Here is an 18,939-nt window from a genome sequence, read left to right on the forward strand (position 1 = left end):
CACCACCGACACCGGTGACACCCCCCGCGCCGCCCCCCCCCCCCCCCCCCCCCCCCCCCCCCCCCCCCCCCCCCCCCCCCCCCCCCCCCCCCCCCCCCCCCCCCCCCCCCCCCCCCCCCCGCCCGTTCCATCCCCGGTCCGCCCCGTTCAAGCCCCCTTCAGACCTGCCCAGTCCCGCCCAGACCCGCCCAGACCCGCCCAGACCCGCCCAGTCCCGCTCAGGCCCGCCGCTTCACGGCGATGAGCGCCGCGCCCAGCAGGCACGCGACGGCGGCGGCGACGTACGCAAGGTGGTAGCCGCCGAGCTGGTCCTCGCCGGTCGCCGCGACCAGGACCATCACCGCCACGCCCACGCTCGCGCCGATCTGCTGGGTGACCACGTTCACCGCCCCGGCGACGGCGTGCTGCCGGGCCGGGACACCGGCGAGCGCGGCGGAGGTCATCGAGGGGAAGTTCAGCCCCTGGCCGATGCCGCTGAGCACCAGTCCGGGCAGCACGTGCCACAGGTAGCTGCCGTCGTGCGGTGTGTCCAGCCACAGCCCGGTGCCCACACCGATCAGGACGAGGCCGACGGCCATCAGCGTCCGCGGGGCGTACCGGGCCAGCAGGCGTCCGGTGGCGAAGTTGGCGGTCAGGAACACGGCCAGCGACATCGGCACCAGCGCGAGGCCGGACTCGAACGGCGAGTAGTGCAGCATCCCCTGGAGGTACAGCGGCGCGAAGAACAGCATCCCGACCGAGCCCGTGTACTGGAGGAACGCCGCCAGGCTCGCGGACCGCACCGAGGCGATCCGGAACAGCCCGAGCGGGAGCACCGGGTCGGCGGTGCGGTGCTCGCGCAGGACGAACAGCACCAGGAAGACCACCGCGGCGGCGAGCACGGCCCACGCCGTCGCGCCGTCGCTGCTCACCCCGACGATGAGCAGGGTGAGGCCGAGTGTGCCGGAGATCGCGCCGGGCAGGTCCAGCCGGCCGCTGTGCCCGGCGCCGTCGGGCAGTCCGGCGCGGGTCGCGGCCAGGACGGCGAGCCCCAGCAGCACCGAGAACCACAGCACCGAGCGCCAGCCGAGGAACTGGGTCAGCACGCCGCCCAGCAGCACCCCGCCGCTGAAGCTCGCGGCGCCCACCGCCGCGTACACGCTGAGCGCCCGGTTACGGGCCGGGCCCGCCGGAAAGGTGCCGGTGAGCAGGGCCAGCGCGGCCGGCCCCGACAGGGCGGCGCCGATGCCCTGGGCGGCGCGCGCACCGAGCAGCACCGCGGTGTCCGGGGCCAGCGCACCGACCAGCGCGGAGACGGTGAACAGGGCGACACCGGCCTCGAACACCCGCCGCCGTCCGAGAACGTCGGCCAGGCGGCCGCCGACCAGCAGGAAGCCGGCGAAGGTGACGGCGTAGGCGGTCATGACCCACTGGAGCGTGGTGTCGTCCAGATCGAAGCGCGTTCCGACGGACGGCAGGGCGGCGTTGAGCACCCCGAGTCCGCTCACGTCCAGGGCGAGCGCCCCGGCCAGCACTCCGAGGGCCAGCCCCGGCCGCCGCAGCGGCTCGACCGGGGCATCCGACGTCGCATCAACTTCCTCAACGGCCATGGGGATCAGCTTGCATGGATCACTCAGCCGCCGTCTACCCCACCAGTACCGCGGCCCCGGCTCCGCGGCACCACATCGAGTCCGTCCGCCCGGCGGGGCCAGGAGACCGAACCGGACACTTTGGAGACCGATTCTCGCCACTGCCCCGACCGGCGCTCGCCCGGCGCTTGTCTCACCATTCACAGGGTGGCACTCTGATGTGCACCCGTCAGGGGCGTACCGGGCAGTCTCCCTACGCCCACGGGCATTCCCCCGAGATCCGTGCCGATCTCCGCGCTCTGGCGCGGACCCGGAGAGCAGCGCCGGAATCCCCGGCAGCGACGTGCCGGAAGGCACGCATTCCTTCCTCCCGGAGCCGAACCGCCCACCCCTTCCATCCGCCCTGCTGAGGGAGTCGTCATGCCCCGAGAACGCGCAGCGCGAGACGTGTCCGCCGTAACGGATTTCCTGCTCTCCCGTGTCGCCGAACTGTCGGACGTGTCCGTGGACGCGGTGGACCGCTGGGCGCCGATCCACCGGTACGGACTGGACTCGGCGAAGTCGGTGGCCCTCGCGGCCGCCCTCTCCGAATTCCTCGGCCGGCCCGTCCCGGCCACCTGGATCTGGCAGTACCCGACCGTCGACGAGCTGGCCCGGGCGCTCGTCGACGGCCCGCCGGCCCCGGAGCCCGCCCCGGGCGCCGGCCGCCGCACGCCCTCGCACGAGCCCGTCGCGGTCGTGGGCATCGGCTGCCGGTTCCCCGGCGGGCCGGACCCGTCCTCCTTCTGGCGGCTGCTGGTCGAGGGCGGCGATGCCGTCGGACCGGTACCGGCCGCGCGAAGAGCGCTCCTGAACGACCGGGTGCGCTGGGGCGGGTTCATCGACGGCATCGACCGCTTCGACCCGCTCTTCTTCGGCATCTCACCCCGCGAAGCCGTCCAGATGGACCCGCAGCAGCGCCTGATCCTGGAGTTGTCCTGGGAGGCCCTGGAGGACGCGGGCATCGCACCCCACACCCTGGCCGGCAGCGACACCGGCGTGTTCATGGCCTCCTGTTGGGGTGACTACGCCGCGCTCGCGCACTACCGCGGCCCCGACAGCCGGATCACCCCGCACACCGCGACCGGCATGCACGACGGCATCATCGCCAACCGCGTCTCCTACGTCCTCGGACTGCAGGGCCCGAGCATGGCCATCGACGCCGCCTGCGCCGGATCACTGGTCTCGGTGCACGTGGGCTGCCAGTCGATCCAGCTCGGCGAGAGCGACCTGGTCCTGGCCGGCGGCGTCAACCTGAGCTTCGTCTCCGACTACTACACCGCCATGGACCAGATGGGCGCGCTCGCCCCGGACGGCCGCTGCAAGTCCTTCGACGCCCGCGCCGACGGCTACGTCCGCGGCGAGGGCGCCGGCGTCGTGGTGCTCGCCCCGCTGAGTGTGGCGCTCGAACGCGACCTGCCGGTGTACTGCCTGATCAAGGGCAGCTCCTCGAACAACGACGGCCCGAGCAACGGCATGACGGCGCCGAACCCCCAGGCCCAGGAGAAGATGCTCCGCACCGCGTACCGACGGGCGGGCATCGCACCGCACCTCGTCGACTACGTCGAGTGCCACGGCTCCGCGACGCCCCTCGGCGACCCGATCGAGGCCAACGCCATCGGCGCGGTCCTGGGCGGCGATCGTGCGGAGCCGCTGCGGCTCGGGTCAGTCAAGTCCAACGTCGGGCACCTGGAGGCCGCCGCCGGCATCGTCGGCCTGGTCAAACTGGCGCTGTCGATGCGCAACGGCGTGCTGCCGCCCAGCCTGCACTACAGCGCGCCGAACCCGCAGATCCTCTTCGACCAGTACCACCTGACCGTCCAGGACCGGCTGACGCCGTGGCCGCGCCGCTCCGATGCCCGCCGCGCGGGCGTCAGCTCCTTCGGCTTCGGCGGCGCGATCTGCCACCTCGCCGTCGAGGAACTGCCGCGCCCCGAGAGCTCCTTGCTGCTGCTCGCGGCGAACTCCCGGGAGCAGCTGGCCCGGCGGGCCGAGGCGCTGCGCGACGAGACCGACCTGCGCGCGCTCTGCCGCCGCACGCCCGGCGACGGCCCGTACCGGCTCGCCGTCACCGCCCGCGACATGGCCGAACTCAGGGCCCGGCTGGACGCCTTCGGCCGCGGTGAGCCGGCCCCCGGACTGACCGTCGGCGAGCGGGCCGACCGCACGCCGCGGGTGGCCTTCCTGTTCTCCGGCAACGGCTCCCAGTGGGCCGGCATGGGCAGGCAACTACTCGCCGGCATGCCGGTGTTCCGCCGGTCGATGATGAGGTCCGACCGGCGGATGCGGGAGCTGCTGGGCTTCTCGATCGTCGAGCAGCTGCTCGCTCCCGACGGCCGCATCGACGACATGGACGTATTCCAGCCGCTGCTCTTCTCGATGCAGGTCGCCCTCGCCGAAACCTGGCGCTCGCTGGGGGTGGAGCCGGACGTCGTCGTGGGGCAGAGCGTCGGTGAGTTCGCCGCCGCCCACATCGCCGGCGCGCTCGACTTCGACGACGCCTCCCGGCTGGCCGCCCAGCACGGCCGGCTCCTCCAGCAACTGGCCGTCGGCCGGGGCGAGGGGATCGTGGTGATGACCGCCGCGGAGGAGGCCGAGCGGCACCTGACCGGCCGGCTCACCGTCTCCGGCCGCAACGGCCTCCACTCCACCCTCGTCACCGGCACGCCGCAGGAGATCGACGACCTGGTCCGGCGGCTGACCGAGGAGGGCGTCACCCACCACCGGGTGCGGATGGGCCACGCCCCCCACTCGCCGCTGGTCGACCACGTCCTCGCCCCGCTGAGGGCCGAACTCGACGGCATCAGGCCGCGGACCGCCCGCATCCCGATGATCTCGACGGTGACCGGTGAGCCCGTCGACGGCGCGGAACTCGGCCCGGACTACTGGGCGGACAACCTGCGCCGGGAGATCCGGATGGTCGACGCCCTGACCGGGCTGCGCGACCAGGACGTGGACGCGGTGATCGAACTCAGCCCGCACCCCGTCCTGCTGAAGTCCGTCGCGGAGATCCTGCCCGCGGCCACCCTGCCCTCGCTCCGCCGGGGCGCCGACGAGGCGGCGACCCTGCTCGGCTCGCTCGGCGCCCTCTACACCGCCGGACTCCCCGTCGCGGCCCACCCGTTCCTGGCCGGCGACCGGGGGCGGCACGTCACCCCGAGCCACGGCGACGCCGCGGCCGACGGGCAGCTGCACCTCGTCCCCGTCTCGGCCCGTACGGCGCGGGCGCTGACCGACACCTGCCGCGAGCTGTCCAACCACGTCGAACGCGACCCCGGCCTGCGGGTCGCCGACCTCGCCTACACGCTCGCCGCCAGGCGCACTCACCACAACCACCGGATCGCGCTGTTCGCCCGCAACCGGCAGGACGTCCTGGACGGGCTCGCCCGGGTCGCCGGCGGGCAGCCGCATCCCGACGTCGTCACCGGCACCGTTCCCGGCAACGCCGACCGGCGGGTGGCGCTGGTGTTCTCCGGCGGCGGCACCCAGTGGGTCGGCATGGGCCGGGAGCTGTTGCGCTCGCACCCGGGCTTCCGCAGCTGGATGCACGCCTGCGACGCCGCCGTGCGCGCGGCCGGCGGCTGCTCGGTGCTCGACCGGCTCGCCGCGTCGGCCGAGCAGGCCCGATACGAGGAGATGGACCTCCAGCAGCCGGTGCTGTTCGCCCTCCAGGTCTCGCTGGCGAAGGTCTGGCTCGAACTCGGCGTCCAGCCGGCCGCCGTGGTCGGGCACAGCCTGGGCGAGGTCGCGGCCGCCTGCGTCGCCGGCGCGCTGTCCCTGGACGACGCCGCCCGCGTCGTGGTCGCCCGGTCGCACCTGCTGGAGCACCGGGCCGCCGCGGGCGCCATGATCTCGGTCGACCTGCCGGAGGCGGAACTGCTGCCCCGGCTCGCCCCGTACGCCGAGCACGCGGCCGTCGCCGTGGTCAACAGCCCCACCAGTGCGGCCGTCTCGGGCTCGCCCGACGCCGTCGCCGCCCTGGAGGCCGACCTCACCCGGGACGGCATCTCCGTCCGGCGGATCCGGGTCGAACGCCCGGTGCACAGCCCCGGCATGGACCCGCTGCTCCAGCCGCTGCGGGCGAGCATCGACGGCATCCGCCCGCTGACGCCCGGCATCGACTTCCACTCCACGGCGCTGGCCGACACGGTGAACCCGGTCGCCGACGTCGAGTACTGGGTACACAACCTGCGCAACCAGGTCCGCTTCGCCGAGACGATCGGCGCGCTGGTCGACCGGGGCGTCGGCACCTTCATCGAGATCGGGCCGCACGAGACGCTGCGCGGCGCGGTCGAGGAGATCGCCCTGACCCGCGGCGCGCGGGTGCACGCCGTCAACTCCCTGCGGCGTGAGGAGAGTGACCGCCGCTGCCTGCTGGGCGCCGTCGCGTCGCTGTACGTCAGGGGCATCCCGTTGACCTTCGACGCGCTGTTCGCCGACGACGTCGAGCTGGTCGAGACCCCGCTCGTCCAGTGGCAGAAGGACCGCTACTGGATCGACACCGAGCCCGACCGCGCCGACCGCGTGCCGGCCGCGGCCCGTCCGGTGCAGACGACCGTAACGACCGGGACGACCGGGACGACCGGGACGACCGGGACGTCCGTAACGACCGTGACGACAGAGACGACCGCGCCCGAGACACAGCCCGCACCGGCACCGCCCGTGGAGAACCGCCCGGTGGAGGACGTCGTCCTCGCCGAACTCGCCGACGCCCTGGGCGTGCCCGTGAGCAGTTTCGACGCGGACGCCGGGCTGCGCGACTTCGGCCTCGACTCGATGCTGGCGATCCGCCTCGTCAACCGGCTGCAGTCGCTCTTCGGCCACCGGGTGTCGCCGGTGGTGTTCCTGGACGGCCGCACCATCGCCGAGGTGGTCGGCCACTGCGCCGAGGTCATCGCCGGCCGGCCCGCGCCCGCCCCGACGGCGGCCCCCACTCCCGCTCCGCCGCCCGCCGAGGCCGAGACCGGGGCCGAGACCCAACCGGAGCGGACGTTCCTCGACGAGCTGTCCGAACTCGACGCCGGGGAACTGGTGGAGGAGCTGGACGCGCGCGGCCTGCTGGAGGCCACCGACGCACCGCCTCTGGCGCAGCTGCGCGCCGACGGCCTCGGCTTCGCCCTGGCGCCCGCGTCGCACGGCCAGGCCTCGCTGTGGTTCATGCAGATGGTCGCGCCGGACGCGGTGCCCTACAACTTCATGGTGGCCGCGAGGATCCGGGCCGCCGTCGACCAGCCGGGCCTGGAGCGCGCCGTCCGGGCCGTGCTGACGCGGCACCCCGCGCTGCGCACTCTCTTCGTGGAGGCGGGCGGCAGCCCCTACCAGGTCATCCTGGACGAGCCGGTGTACGAGTTCGCCGTGGTGGACGGCGCCGGCCTGGACGACGAACAGGCCCGGGAGGAACTGGCCCGCCACGGGCACGAGCCGCTCGACCTGGACCACGGGCCGCTGGTGCGGGTCGTCCTCCTGACGCGCGGGCCGGCGGACCACTACCTGCTGGTGCTGGTCCACCACATCGCCTCCGACGCGGCGTCGGCCGACGTGATGATCCGCGAACTCCAGGAGTTCTACGAGGGCGCCGACCCCACCGACCGCGCGCCGGCCGCCCCGTACTCCGAGTTCGTCGCCTGGGAACGGCAGTGGCTCGCCGGGCCGGCGGCCGACGCGGCCCTGGACTGGTGGTCGCGGAAGCTCGCCGACCCGCCCGCCCGCCTCGACCTGTCCCCGGTGCGGCGCCCGCCGGGCGTCACCTACGAGGGCCGCGACCTCGCGTTCCGCTGGAGCGCTGAAGAGACGCGCCGGCTTCGGGAGTTCGCGGTGCGCGAGGGCGTCTCGATCAGCACCGTGGTGCTGGCCGGATTCTTCGCCACGCTCAACCGGGCGGCGGGCACCGGGGATTCGGTGCTGGCCACCGCCATCGCCCAACGCTCCGAGCCCGGCTGGGAGTCCGCGGTCGGCTACTACCTCAACACCGTGCTGGTCCGTGCGAGCCCTGCCGGTGACCGCAGCTTCCGCGACCTGCTGCGCGAGGTCCACGCCTTCTCCCTCGGACTCCTGGAGCACATGAACTACCCGCTCGACCTGCTGGCCGCCCAGCTGAAGCCGCCGCGGGCCGAGGGCCGCCCCCCGTGGTTCGACGTGGTGGTGAACTGGCTGTCCTCGGAGGCCTTCCCGCGCTCCGTCAAGCTCTTCCACGGCGTCGGCGACACCGTCTCGCCCGACGGCGCGCTGCCGCTCGAACCGCTTCAGGTGCGCAGGGACCTCGCCAAGTTCGACCTCGAGATCTCGATGGCCGACATCGACGGCGAGGTGGCCGGCCACGTCCAGTTCAAACCGAGCTACCTGGAAAGGCAGACCGTGACGGCACTGCTCGCGCTGTACCGCACCGTCCTCTTCGAGTCGATCGCCCGGCCCGACCTGCCCCTCGCCGACATCGCACCGGCCGGTCTGCCCGAAGGAGCGGACCGGTGACCGCGACCCTGCACGCCGAGTTCGTCGAGCAGGCGCTCAAGAACCCCGACGCGACGGCGGTCTACTCCGACGCCGGCCTCCTCACCTACGGCGAACTGAACGAACGCTCCGCGCGGTTGGCGGAGCGGCTGGCCGCCGAGGGCGCGGGGCCCGGCGTCCCGGTCGGCATCTGCGTCGAGCGCACCCCCGACCTGCTCGTCGCCGTCCTGGCGGCCCTGCGTACCGGATCCTGCTACCTGCCGCTGGACCCGAACTACCCCGCCGACCGGCTCGCCTTCATGGTCCGAGACAGCGGGACGAGCCTGCTGGTCACCACGCCCGCGTCCCGGGCCGGTTGCCCGCCCGGCCCGACCGTGGTCGTGCTGGGGGACACCGTGACGACCGAGGCCGGGGCCGTGCCCGTGCCGGTCGTGCCCGAGGACACCGCGTACGTCATCTATACCTCCGGCTCCACCGGCACGCCCAAGGGCGTCGCCGTCCGGCACGGCGGCTGCACGGCGATGCTCGCCGAGCTGGACCGGATCCTCGAAGGCCGCGACCTGAGCGGAGTGTCGGCGGCCAGCTCGATCTGCTTCGACATGTCCGTGATGGAGATCTTCGGCGCGCTGTGCCGCGGCGGCGCCGTCGTGCTCGTCGAAAGTGCCGTGCACCTGCCGGAGAGCCGGTACGCCGACCGGATCACCCACCTGAACGTCGTCCCGTCCGTCATGAACTCCCTGCTCGACGCCGGGGCCCTGCCCCCGAACGTGCGCACCGTCGTGTTCGGCGGCGAGGCCCTGCGCCGCAAACTGGTGGACCGGACGTACCGGGAGACCGGCGCCGAGCAGGTGTTCAACGCCTACGGCCCCACCGAGGGGACGGTCTTCTGCTCCTTCGGACCGGTACCCGAAGGCGGCACCGACGAGCCGACGATCGGTCCGCCGACGACCGGCTCCCGGGTCTACGTGCTCGACGACGACATGCATCAGGTGCCGGCCGGCGAGCCCGGTGAGCTGTACCTCGGCGGCGCGGGCCTCGCCCACGGCTACGTCAACCGGCCGCGGACCACGGCCGAACGCTTCCTGCCCGACCCGTTCCGCGGCGGCGAGCGGATGTACCGCACCGGAGACCTCGTCGCCTTCACCGACGGCGGCGAACTCCGGTTCCTCGGCCGCACCGACCACCAGGTCAAGCTGCGCGGCCACCGCATCGAGCTGGAGGAGGTCGAGGCCCGGCTGACGGCCTGCCCCGAGGTCCGGGAGGCCGCCGCCGCCGTCCGGGGCAACCGGCTCGTCGGCTACGTGGTGCCCGCGGGCGACGACGCCTCCGAGGGCACCCGGCCGTCGGACGCCGCCCTCCGCGGCGCCGTCACCGGCCGGCTCGCCGCCGAACTGCCCGAGTACCTGGTGCCCGCGACGCTCGTGCTGCTGCCCGCCCTCCCACTGGGCCCGGGCGGGAAGCTCGACCGCAACGCGCTCCCCGAGCCGCCGGCCGCCGGCACCGACGGGCCGCTGACGGCCGCGAGCACGCCGACCGAAGTCGCCCTGGCGGAGATCTGGGGCCAGCTGCTGGGCCTCGAACCCTCGGGCATCGACGTGCAGTCCGCCTTCTACGACCTCGGCGGCGACTCGCTGCTGCTCATCCGCCTCGCCCGGCTGATGACCCGGCGCTTCGACCGCCGGGTCCGGGTGCCCGACCTCTTCAGCTTCCGCGACATCACCTCCCTCGCCCGCTGGCTCGACGACGACAGCGGCGCCGCCCCCGAGGTCGTCCAGTCCGCCCGGGTGCGCGCCACCGCCCGCCGCGCGGCGCTGCGCGGCCGCGGCGGCGCCACCGGCCGCTGACTCCTCCCCCACCCGAAGCGAAGCAGGAGCCCTCCCCATGACCGACCGCCCCGAGCAGGACGCCTTGCAGGACCCCGAGCCGGAGCACGACCCGGGCGACGTGGCCGTCATCGGCATGTCCCTGCGGGCACCCGGAGCCCGCACCAAGGAACAGTTCTGGGACAACCTCGTCCACGGCAGGGAGTCCGTGTCGTTCCTGGCCAAGGACGACATCCACGTCGACGAGACCCTGATCCACAGCCCGTTCTACGTGCGGGCCTGCGGTCTGCTCGACACGTACGACAAGTTCGACCCGTCGGTGTTCGGCATCAGCGACCGGATGGCGGCCGCGATGACCCCGGAGAACCGGCTGTTCCTGGAGAGCGCCTGGGAGGCGCTCGAGGACGGCGGCTACGACCCGGACCGGCTCGCGGCCGAGGTCGGCGTGTACGGCGCCAACAACCCGCAGACCGCCGCGCTCTACAGCTCCCCGCCGGACCGGGTGTCGGTCGGCCCCGAGGCGATCGAGGCCAGCCTGGCGTGGTCGCCGGACACCATGACCTCCAACGCGCTGTACTACCTGGGGCTCACCGGCGAGGCCGTCACCGTCGCCGCCGTGTGCGCGGGCTTCCACTACGCGGTGCACCTGGCCTGCCAGTCGCTGCTGCTCGGCCAGACCGACCTGGCGATCGCCGGCGGCGCGATGGTCCGCCTGCCGCACCCCCGCGGCCACCTGTGGGAGGAGAACCGCGTCCTGTCGAGGGACGGCCACTGCCGCCCCTTCGACGCCCACGGCACCGGCACCTCGCTGTCCAGCGGCGTCGTCACCCTGCTGCTGAAGCCGCTGGGCCGGGCCGTCGCCGACCGCGACCACGTCTACGCCGTGGTCAAGGGCTCGGCCGTCAACAACAACGGCGTCAGCGCGATGGCGTACGGCCTGGCCCAGCCCGAGCGGCTGAGCGCCTGCATCGCCGCGGCCATGGAGGTCGGCGGCGTCACCCCGGACACCGTGTCCATGTACGAGGCCAACGGTCTCGGCCTGCCGATGACCGACGAGCTCGAAGTGCACGCGGCGGGCATGGCGTTCGGGAAGCAGACCGCGACCACCTCGATCGGCGGGGTCAAGGGCAACGTGGGCCACGGCGGCGTGGTGTCGGGAGGCTTCGGTGCCGTCAAGGCCGCGCTGGCGCTGTACCACCGGACGCTCCCGGCGACGATCAACCTGACGGAGGTCAACCCGGACCTCGACTTCCCCGGCACGCCCTTCGTACCGCAGCTCGAAGCGGCCGACTGGGCACCCGAGGCCGGCATCCGCCGCGCGGGCATCACCTCGATCGGGGGCGGCGGCTACAACGCCCACCTGCTGCTGGAGGAGGCGCCGACGCCGGCCCCGCGCGCCCCCGAGGAGCAGGGCAGGCCGCGGCTGGCCACCCTCTCCGCCCTGGACGACGAGGCACTGGCCCGGCAGCGTGCACGGCTCAAGGACCGGCTGGAGGCCGACCCCGGACTCCGCCTCGACGACGTCTGCTACAGCCTCAACCTCGGCCGCAAGGTGATGCCCCGCCGCTGGGCGGCCGTGGTCCGCACCCGCGCGGAGCTGATCGCCGCGCTCTCCGACGACGTCCCCCGCGGCCCCGCCACCGCCACCACCACGACCGCCGCCGCTCCGCCCACGGACCCCGGCTCCTTCGCGCGCACCGACCGGGGGCTCGTGCCGTCCGGCGCCGACGCGCGGGCGCTTGCGGACCTGGCCACCGCCTGGGTGACCGGCCACCAGGTCGACTTCGACACCCTGCACCGGGGAGAGGCCAGCCACCGCGTGCCGCTGCCCACCTACCCGTTCCGGCCCCGCCGGTTCTGGCGGACGGACTGGTGACCATGACCGGACCTGCCCCGGACAGCCCGGAAACCATGAACCTCGACGGCCCGGACCTCGGCGATCCGGCCACCTTCGCCCGCCACGATCTCGACGGCCTCTGGCGCACCCTGCGGGACACCGCCCCGCTGCACTGGAACCCCCCGGTCGACGGCCGCCGCGGCTTCTGGGTGCTCTCCCGCCACGACGACATCACGGCCACCTACCGGGACGACGTGAACTTCACCTCCGAGCGGGGCAACGTGCTCGTCACGCTCCTGGAGGGCGGTGACGCCGGGGCCGGCCGGATGCTGGCCGTCACCGACGGCCACCGGCACCACGAGCTGCGCAAGATCCTCCAACGGGTGCTCTCGCCCAGGGTGCTGGACGAGGTCGCCCGGACCGTCCGGCGGAACACCCGGCAGTGGATCAGGGAGGCGGTGGAGTCCGGCGGCTGCGACTTCGCGGAGCAGATCGCCGGCCGGATCCCGATGACCACCATCGCCAACCTGCTCGGCGTGCCCGAGCAGGACCGGGACTACCTGCTCAGCCTCACCAAGACCGCGCTGTCGGCCGACGACGAGGACATCGAGGACGTCGACTCCGAGATGGCCCGCAACGAGATCCTGATGTACTTCACCGACCTCGTGGAGGAGCGGCGGGAATCGCCGGGTGACGACGTGATCAGCATGCTGATCGGCAGCTCGATCGACGGCGTGCCGCTGTCCGACGAGGACGTGGTGCTCAACTGCTACAGCCTGATCATCGGGGGCGACGAGACCAGCCGGCTGACGATGATCGACTGCGTCCACACCCTCGCGGCCCACCCCGAGCAGTGGCGCCGGCTCAAGCACGGCGAGGTCGCCGTCGACACCGCCGTGGACGAGGTGCTGCGCTGGGCGTCACCCACCATGCACTTCGGGCGCAGCGTCGTCCGGGAGACCGAACTGCACGGCGTACGGCTACGGCCGGGTGACGTCGTCACCCTCTGGCACGCCTCCGCCAACCGGGACGAACGGGTCTTCGCCCGCCCCGGGGAGTTCGACCTCGGCCGCACCCCCAACAAGCACCTGGCCTTCGGCTACGGCCCGCACTTCTGCGTCGGCTCTTACCTGGCCAAGGTGGAGATCGCCGAACTTCTGCTCGCCCTGCGGGACTTCACCGACGGCATCGAGCAGACCGGTGAGGCCCGGCGCATCCGGTCCACCTTCCTGACCGGGTTCTCCACCCTGCCGGTCCGCTTCGAGCCCGCGAGCCACCTCACCCCGGCCGCGCGATCGCCCGCCGACTGACGACGACCGACGACCGCCCGACTGACGGCTGACCGCCAGTCAACCGACAACCGACCGCAGGAGTGCGGATGAACATCTACATGTCAGGACAGGGGGCGTTCGCGGTGCAGGTCGCGGAAGCCCTGCAGGGCGAAGGGCACAAGATCGTCGGCGCGGCGGCCCCCCGGCTGCGCAGGGGGCACTCCGACGAGGGCAAGCCGATGTCCTGGGACCGCCTGCGCTCCTGGGCGTTCCCCCGCGACATCCCGTGGACGGACTCGGCCGAGCTGCGCGCGACGCACGTCCCGGACGGCGTGGACATCATCGTCGCCGCGCACTCCCACGCCTTCCTCGGCCGCCACACGCGCGCCCGGGCCGCCGTCGCCACCATCGGCTACCACCCCAGCCTGCTACCGCTGCACCGCGGCCGGGACGCGGTCCGCTGGACGATCCGCGACGGCGACAAGGTGACCGGCGGCAGCGTCTACCACCTCACCGAACGCACCGACGCCGGCCCGATCGCCGCGCAGGAGCACCTCTTCGTCCCCCCGGGCTCCACCCCGCAGACCCTGTGGCGCGACCACCTGGCACCCCTCGGCGTCCGCCTCCTCCTGAAGGTGGTCGCCGACCTCGCCGCCGACCGCCGGATCGAGGTCCCGCAGGACGAGGCCCTGGCCACCTGGGAGCCGGCGATGGGCGCACCCCCGCTGTTCAAGCCCGAACTCACCGCGCTCCCCGGCACCACCCGGGTGGACGGCCACCGGTGGGCGCTCCACGACTGATCCGGCAGCGCCGGCGCCCCGGTCCCAACGCCGCAGCCCCGACGCCGGGGCTCGGCCCGCACCTCGCGCTCCGGGCCCCGGCCTCCTCAGGAGTCCAGGTGGAGGGTGTCCCCCGGCGCCCGGCGGTAGGCGTCGCGGTAGAGGCCCGCGAAGTAGCCGGGGTGGGCGAAGCCCCACCGCATCGCGATCCGCGTCACCGTGGTGGCGCCCGGCTCGGCGGCCAGCAGGTCCCGGTGCGCCGCGTCCAGGCGCACCCGGCGCAGGTGGGCGAGCGGGGTGGTGTCCAGGTGCCGGCGGAAGGCGTACTGGAGGGCCCGCGGGGTGACGCAGGCGGCCGCCGCGATGTCCGCGAGCGTGATCTCCCGCTCGGCGTTCGCCTCGATGAACGCGAGCGCCCTGCGCAGCGTGGTCGGGGTCGCGTCGTTCCGGTCGGCGGGCACCGGATCGGTGCGGACGTTGTGGGGCAGGGCGGCGAGGGTCGCGGCCGCCAGGTGCTGGGCGGCGGTGGCGACGAGCAGGGTGTTCTCGCAGGCGGCCGGGTCGTCGAGGACGTGGTCGCGCACGTAGGCGATCACCGCGCCCAGCCGCCGGTTCGCCGCCTCGTCGACGGCGCGGGCGCCGGTCAGCCGCAGCGGGCCCCGTCCCTCGGGAGCGGCGGGCGCGACGGCGTCCAGCAGGTCGGTGTCGAACATGGCGATGGTGTAGCGGGCGGCGCGGACCTCCCCCTCGTAGGGGGCGTCCGGCGGAGCCAGCAGGAACGTCTCCCCGGGGCCGAACACCGTCTCCTCGCCGCCCCCGGTCCGGTCGGCGATCGTGCCGGCGTGCATGCTCACCAGGCACACCCGGCCGAGGCTCCCGGCGTTGTACGCCATGTCGTAGCCGAAGGACAGCCGGTCCATGCTGAGCGGCCCGACCGCCCGGCGGCTGATCCGCGCCCGGGCGTCCTCCACCGACCTGCCGATCCGCATCGGTGTGTAGGCGGTGGACAGGAATTCCTCCGTGGCCTCCAGGCTCGTGCTGTCGAAGGACAACGATTCGATCTCCATCACCACCCAGTCGTCGACGCGGCCCCCTCGGCCGCGTTCCCCGTGCCGACGCTACGTGCCGACCGGAGGGAGGCAAACCCGGCGGTCGGCGACGGCGACGGCGTCAGCACCGGCGGCGGCGCAGCCGGTGCAGCACGGCCGCGGTGGCGGCGCCGTAGGCGAGGTGCGGCACGATGTCGGCGGCCCACTCGGCAGGCGTCCACGTCCGCGGATCGCTGATGCCGAGCGCCGCCATCGGGCCGTCCGCGGCGGCCAGCGCGGCCGCGGCGGCGCCCACGGCGACGACGCACGTCCCCGCCCTGCTGGCGGGGCCCGCGACCACGCCGGTCAGCACCCCGACGCCCAGCCCGACACCCAGTCCGGCAGCCAGCCCGAGCAGCGGCCCCAGGCCGGCGATCCGGTTGGCACGGTCCTCGTCGGCGCCGGGCACGGGCAGCCCGGTCCGGTCGGCGAGGGCCTCCACGGTCTCCTGCGGGGTGTCGCTGGAGGGCCTGCCGCGCACGGCCATGTCGAGGTAGGTGACGGCGTTGAGGGCGGTGGTGCCGGCCGCGCCGGCGGCCAGCCCCTCCAGCGCCCGGGTGCGCACGGTCATCGGGCCACCTCCCGGCCCGACCACCGCCGTACGGGCCGTCGCCGCGCGGCACGGAGCCTCCGAGCAGGGGTCCGGGCAGGGGTCCGGACGGATGTCTGAGTACTCATCGGTCGGGGCCTCCCCACGGGGCGTCCTGGCGGCGATCGGGCGACCGTCGCCAGGACGCCTTGCCGGTTTCCGGCGGACCATGCCTTCGGAAGGATTTCGTTTCCGCGGCTGCGCGGAGCAGGTGTTTCGCTCCTGGAGCTGTGCCCGGGCCCCCTGGTGGACCACCGTGGGAGCAGCACCCTTCCCGGGGTGCCGTCATCCGCCGTGAGGGACCGCCTTGAACCCGCACACCCCGCACAACCAGCACACGACGACCCCGCACACTCCGCAGTCGCCGCACGCCCCGCGGTCGCCCCGCGACCCGCATCACGCTGCGGGTGCCGACGGGCGGATGTCGGCACAGGTCTCGGCCCTCACCGCGGAGGCCGAGCAGCAGGTCCGGGACGGGCTGTGGGAATTCACCCCGCAGGACGCGGCCCTGGCCCGGAAGACCGCTGACGGCCTGGCGGAGGCGGTCGGGTCCGCCGCCGACCAGGAGCGGCTGCCGGTCATCGACCGCCTGGAGGACCTCCGCGAGGCCCTCGCCGTCCTGGCCATCGGCATCGCCCGGACCCACGGCCGGCTGGCCTGGTTCCTGGCCAGGGCGAGCACCGTGCTCGCTCCGGTCCTGCACTGGCGGGCCCTGCCCGCCGACCGGCGGCAGGCCTTCGGCACCGTGGTGCCGACCCCGCACGAGCTCGCCGACGCCGAGGACGCCGTACGGCGGTTGCACACCGCGCTCACCCGCGTCGACGCGGCCGCCGACGCCCCCCAGGAGAAAGTCCCGGACGCAAGCACGGACGCGAACACGGACGCGAACACGGAGCCCGGCCAGGACGCGAGCACGGCCCCCCGTCGAGGCGCCGGACCGGGCTGCCCGGAGCCGGACCCGGTCCTCTGAAACCGGCGGGAACCCGCTGCTCATCCGCCCTGCTCCCCGGAGGGCGCCGCCGGGGGCGCCGCTGGGCCGTCCGCGTCCGGCGGCGGCACGGGCGGGGCGGCGGCCGCGGTCGGCCGGTCCGCCGGTACGGCCTCGGCGAGGTCCGTCTGCGCCTGGTCGAGGGCGTCCGCTCCCCGGTGCCGGGCCCGTTCGAGCCGGTCGCGCGCGGCCGGCAGCAGGGCGGCCGCGCCGGCGAGGTAGACGGCGGTGAGCGCGACGGCGGCCGCCCTGGGCGGCAGTCTGCGCTCGAAGGTCCGCAGCAGGGCCGTGTGCGCCGAGGCCAGGCCCAGGACGCCGCACACCCCGGCGGCGGCCAGCAGCCCGGCGCTGAGGCCCGCCTGCCGGAGGGTCGCGACCAGGTCGTCCCGGGCGCGGTCGACCTCCTGGCGGACCAGGTCGGCGGTGGACTCGGTGAGACGGCGGGCCGCGTCCCCCACGCCCTGCTCGGCGTTGCCCGGCGTCGTGTCCATGATCGGCCTCCTCACCTCGGTGCCATCGGGCGGCGCCTACCCGCCCGCACGGCGGGCTAACGGCCGGTCGGGGCGGGGATCCGCCGGTCCCCGGGGCCGTCCGGGCGACCGAGGCCGGGCACCGGGGCGAGCGTTACATTGGGGCGGGAAGGGGCGCCGATCCCCGACGAGGTGTGGCCGATGCACTCGATCACCGACTGGCTGGACGGCCTGTCCGGGCCGGTCGTGTACGCGGTCATCGGTGCCCTGGTCTTCACCGAGGACGCCCTGTTCTTCAGCTTCTTCATCCCCGGCGAGACCGCCGCCGTCCTCGGCGGTTTCCTCGCCGACCAGGGCAGGGCCTCCATCGGCTGGATGGTCCTGGTGGTGGTCTGCGCGGCCATCCTGGGGGACTCCGCCGGCTACGAGATCGGCCGCCACCTCGGCCCGGCGATCCTGCGCACCCGTCCCCTTCGGCGCCACGACAGGCAGGTGGAGAAGGCGCGCGACCTGATCCGCCGTCGAGGGCCGGCCGCCGTATTCTTCGGCCGCTTCATCGCCTTCTTCCGCCCGCTGATGCCCTCCCTGGCCGGCATCTCCCGCATGCCGTACCGCCGTTTCCTGCTCTACAACGCCCTCGGCGGCCTGGCCTGGGGCATCGGATTCACCCTGCTGGGCTACTTCGCCGGAGCCGCCTACACCCGGGTCGAGGGCACCGTCGGCCGCGTCACCGCCATCGCGATCGCCGCCCTGCTCCTCGTCGCGCTCCTGGTCTGGTACGTGCGAAAGCACCGCTCGCACGGTCGCGAGCCGTCCGACGACGACCGGCAGCGGAGGTCCTGACGGAGCGGGTCGCTGATGGCGGCGGGCCCGGCGGCGCGGCATGCGGTCGCGGGTTACGGTCGGAGGGCCGAGGTGTCCCCGCCGGTGCCGTTCGCCGGCGCCGGCCCTGTTCGCCCCGTTCACCCGGTTCGGACCGGGCTTTCGGGGCACCCGTCTGATGTCCCCGCCGCTGACGCCTCGGAAAGGGAGGAAGCCATGACCACGCGCGACGACGACAACGGGACCCAGCCGGACGAGACCGCCCAGGAGCGGTCCGCCGAGGAACGTTCGATCACGGCGCCCACTCCGGCCGACGTCCGGAGGAAGGCGGAAGGAGGGGTCGGAGCCCGGGAACGGTCCGCCGAGGAACGCTCGATCACGGCCCCGACTCCGGCCGACGTCCGGAGGAAGGCCGAGACCGACGACGACGGGGACCCGGAGCCGCCCGCAGCGGACGCCGTGGCGCCCTGACCCGCAACCGCGCGCCCGCCCGGCACTCGGTCGCCGGGCGGGCGCGGCGCGCCGAAGTCATACGCCCCGCCGTTCCGTGAGGCCGGAAAGGACGACTGAGGCCGTGAAGGAACGGGTGAGGCCGCGGACGGCCGTGAGCGCCTCCGCGCCCCCGGTGCGGGCCGGTCCGGCTCAGGCCGCCCGGCGGGGCGAGCGGAACGGCGCGCAGGCGCGCCGCGGCTCGGCGCTGCGGACCGGCGCGTACGGGCCCAGCTCCAGGGCCCGTTCCAGTTCGTCGATCCGCTTGGAGACCTCCTGCGCCGCCGACCCGACCGCGCCGTCCGGCCCGTGCGGGCGGGCCAGGGCGACCGTCGTGACCAGCCGCCGTACCAGCAGCACGGGCACGGCGACCACCCATAACGCGCCCGCGCACAGCGCGAGCGCCTCCAGCTGCTGCCGCTCCTGCCGTTCGAAGGCGCCGGCGGCCCGCTCGGTGGTGGTGCCGCGGGCGCCCGCGAGGTAGCCGTCCCTACCGCGCCGGAAGACGGTACGGGTGGTCAGCAGCGCACCGAGCCCGTAGGCCCCGAACACTCCCAGGCACAGCAGCAACGTCATTGCGGATCGCCTCCTTCTACCGGTGGACCCGGTGACGGGTCCCTGCGTGGGCCTCCGAGCCCGGGGCGGGGGGGGGGGGGGGGGGGGGGGGGGGGGGGGGGCCACCGGAGGGGGGGGGGGGGGGTTGGGGCGGGGTGTTCTCCTCGATCAGAC

Annotated in this window: 13 protein-coding genes; 8 read left to right on the forward strand and 5 right to left on the reverse strand. The window is 74.4% G+C overall.

Annotated features, from left to right (window positions below):
* Positions 1–218 precede the first annotated feature (218 nt).
* Positions 219–1,589, reverse strand: coding sequence for an MFS transporter (locus ACZ4WV_RS10245; protein ID WP_465744779.1), 1,371 nt, complete (start codon positions 1,587–1,589; stop codon positions 219–221).
* Between the two features lie 426 nt (positions 1,590–2,015).
* On the opposite strand from ACZ4WV_RS10245, the gene ACZ4WV_RS10250 reads away from it, so the two are divergent.
* From ACZ4WV_RS10250 to ACZ4WV_RS10270, 5 genes are all read left to right on the forward strand, one after another.
* Complete coding sequence (locus ACZ4WV_RS10250; RefSeq protein WP_465744781.1) at positions 2,016–8,075, forward strand: acyltransferase domain-containing protein; 6,060 nt, start codon at positions 2,016–2,018, stop codon at positions 8,073–8,075.
* Positions 8,072–9,898 carry a non-ribosomal peptide synthetase gene (locus tag ACZ4WV_RS10255; RefSeq protein ID WP_465744783.1) on the forward strand — a complete coding sequence of 609 codons (1,827 nt, stop codon included), beginning with the start codon at positions 8,072–8,074 and terminating at the stop codon, positions 9,896–9,898. The genes ACZ4WV_RS10250 and ACZ4WV_RS10255 overlap by 4 nt, the downstream gene beginning before the upstream one ends.
* Before the next feature lie 37 nt (positions 9,899–9,935).
* A complete protein-coding gene (locus tag ACZ4WV_RS10260) occupies positions 9,936–11,753 on the forward strand; it encodes a beta-ketoacyl synthase N-terminal-like domain-containing protein (RefSeq protein ID WP_465744784.1) in 1,818 nt (605 codons plus the stop codon).
* Complete coding sequence (locus tag ACZ4WV_RS10265) at positions 11,750–13,024, forward strand: cytochrome P450 (protein WP_465744786.1); 1,275 nt, start codon at positions 11,750–11,752, stop codon at positions 13,022–13,024. The genes ACZ4WV_RS10260 and ACZ4WV_RS10265 overlap by 4 nt, the downstream gene beginning before the upstream one ends.
* Positions 13,025–13,092: 68 nt before the next feature.
* Positions 13,093–13,785 (forward strand): formyltransferase family protein, encoded by a 693-nt coding sequence (locus ACZ4WV_RS10270; protein WP_465744788.1) that lies wholly within the window; start codon positions 13,093–13,095, stop codon positions 13,783–13,785.
* A gap of 86 nt (positions 13,786–13,871) precedes the next feature.
* On the opposite strand, the gene ACZ4WV_RS10275 is transcribed toward ACZ4WV_RS10270, so the two are convergent.
* On the reverse strand, positions 13,872–14,831 hold the full coding sequence (locus ACZ4WV_RS10275) for a helix-turn-helix transcriptional regulator (protein ID WP_465745008.1): 960 nt from the start codon (positions 14,829–14,831) through the stop codon (positions 13,872–13,874).
* A 103-nt stretch (positions 14,832–14,934) separates the two neighbouring features.
* Positions 14,935–15,423, reverse strand: a complete 489-nt coding sequence (locus tag ACZ4WV_RS10280; RefSeq protein WP_465744790.1) for a hypothetical protein — start codon at positions 15,421–15,423, stop codon at positions 14,935–14,937.
* Positions 15,424–15,862: 439 nt separating this feature from the next.
* On the opposite strand from ACZ4WV_RS10280, the gene ACZ4WV_RS10285 reads away from it, so the two are divergent.
* Positions 15,863–16,411, forward strand: a complete 549-nt coding sequence (locus ACZ4WV_RS10285) for a hypothetical protein (RefSeq protein ID WP_465744792.1) — start codon at positions 15,863–15,865, stop codon at positions 16,409–16,411.
* 20 nt (positions 16,412–16,431) lie between these two features.
* Here the strand turns inward: ACZ4WV_RS10285 and ACZ4WV_RS10290 are convergent, their stop codons facing one another.
* The gene (locus tag ACZ4WV_RS10290; protein ID WP_465744794.1) at positions 16,432–16,920 is read right to left on the reverse strand and encodes a phage holin family protein; all 489 of its coding nucleotides are present in this window, start codon (positions 16,918–16,920) and stop codon (positions 16,432–16,434) included.
* 180 nt (positions 16,921–17,100) lie between these two features.
* On the opposite strand from ACZ4WV_RS10290, the gene ACZ4WV_RS10295 reads away from it, so the two are divergent.
* Both ACZ4WV_RS10295 and ACZ4WV_RS10300 read left to right on the forward strand, forming a co-directional pair.
* The gene (locus tag ACZ4WV_RS10295) at positions 17,101–17,742 is read left to right on the forward strand and encodes a DedA family protein (RefSeq protein WP_465744796.1); all 642 of its coding nucleotides are present in this window, start codon (positions 17,101–17,103) and stop codon (positions 17,740–17,742) included.
* A gap of 195 nt (positions 17,743–17,937) precedes the next feature.
* Positions 17,938–18,192, forward strand: a complete 255-nt coding sequence (locus ACZ4WV_RS10300) for a hypothetical protein (RefSeq protein ID WP_465744798.1) — start codon at positions 17,938–17,940, stop codon at positions 18,190–18,192.
* A 171-nt stretch (positions 18,193–18,363) separates the two neighbouring features.
* Here ACZ4WV_RS10300 and ACZ4WV_RS10305 read toward each other — a convergent pair whose 3' ends face one another.
* Complete coding sequence (locus ACZ4WV_RS10305) at positions 18,364–18,786, reverse strand: hypothetical protein (protein WP_465744799.1); 423 nt, start codon at positions 18,784–18,786, stop codon at positions 18,364–18,366.
* Between the last annotated feature and the right edge of the window lie 153 nt (positions 18,787–18,939).

The sequence above is a fragment of the Kitasatospora sp. NPDC029312 genome, from assembly GCF_055569215.1.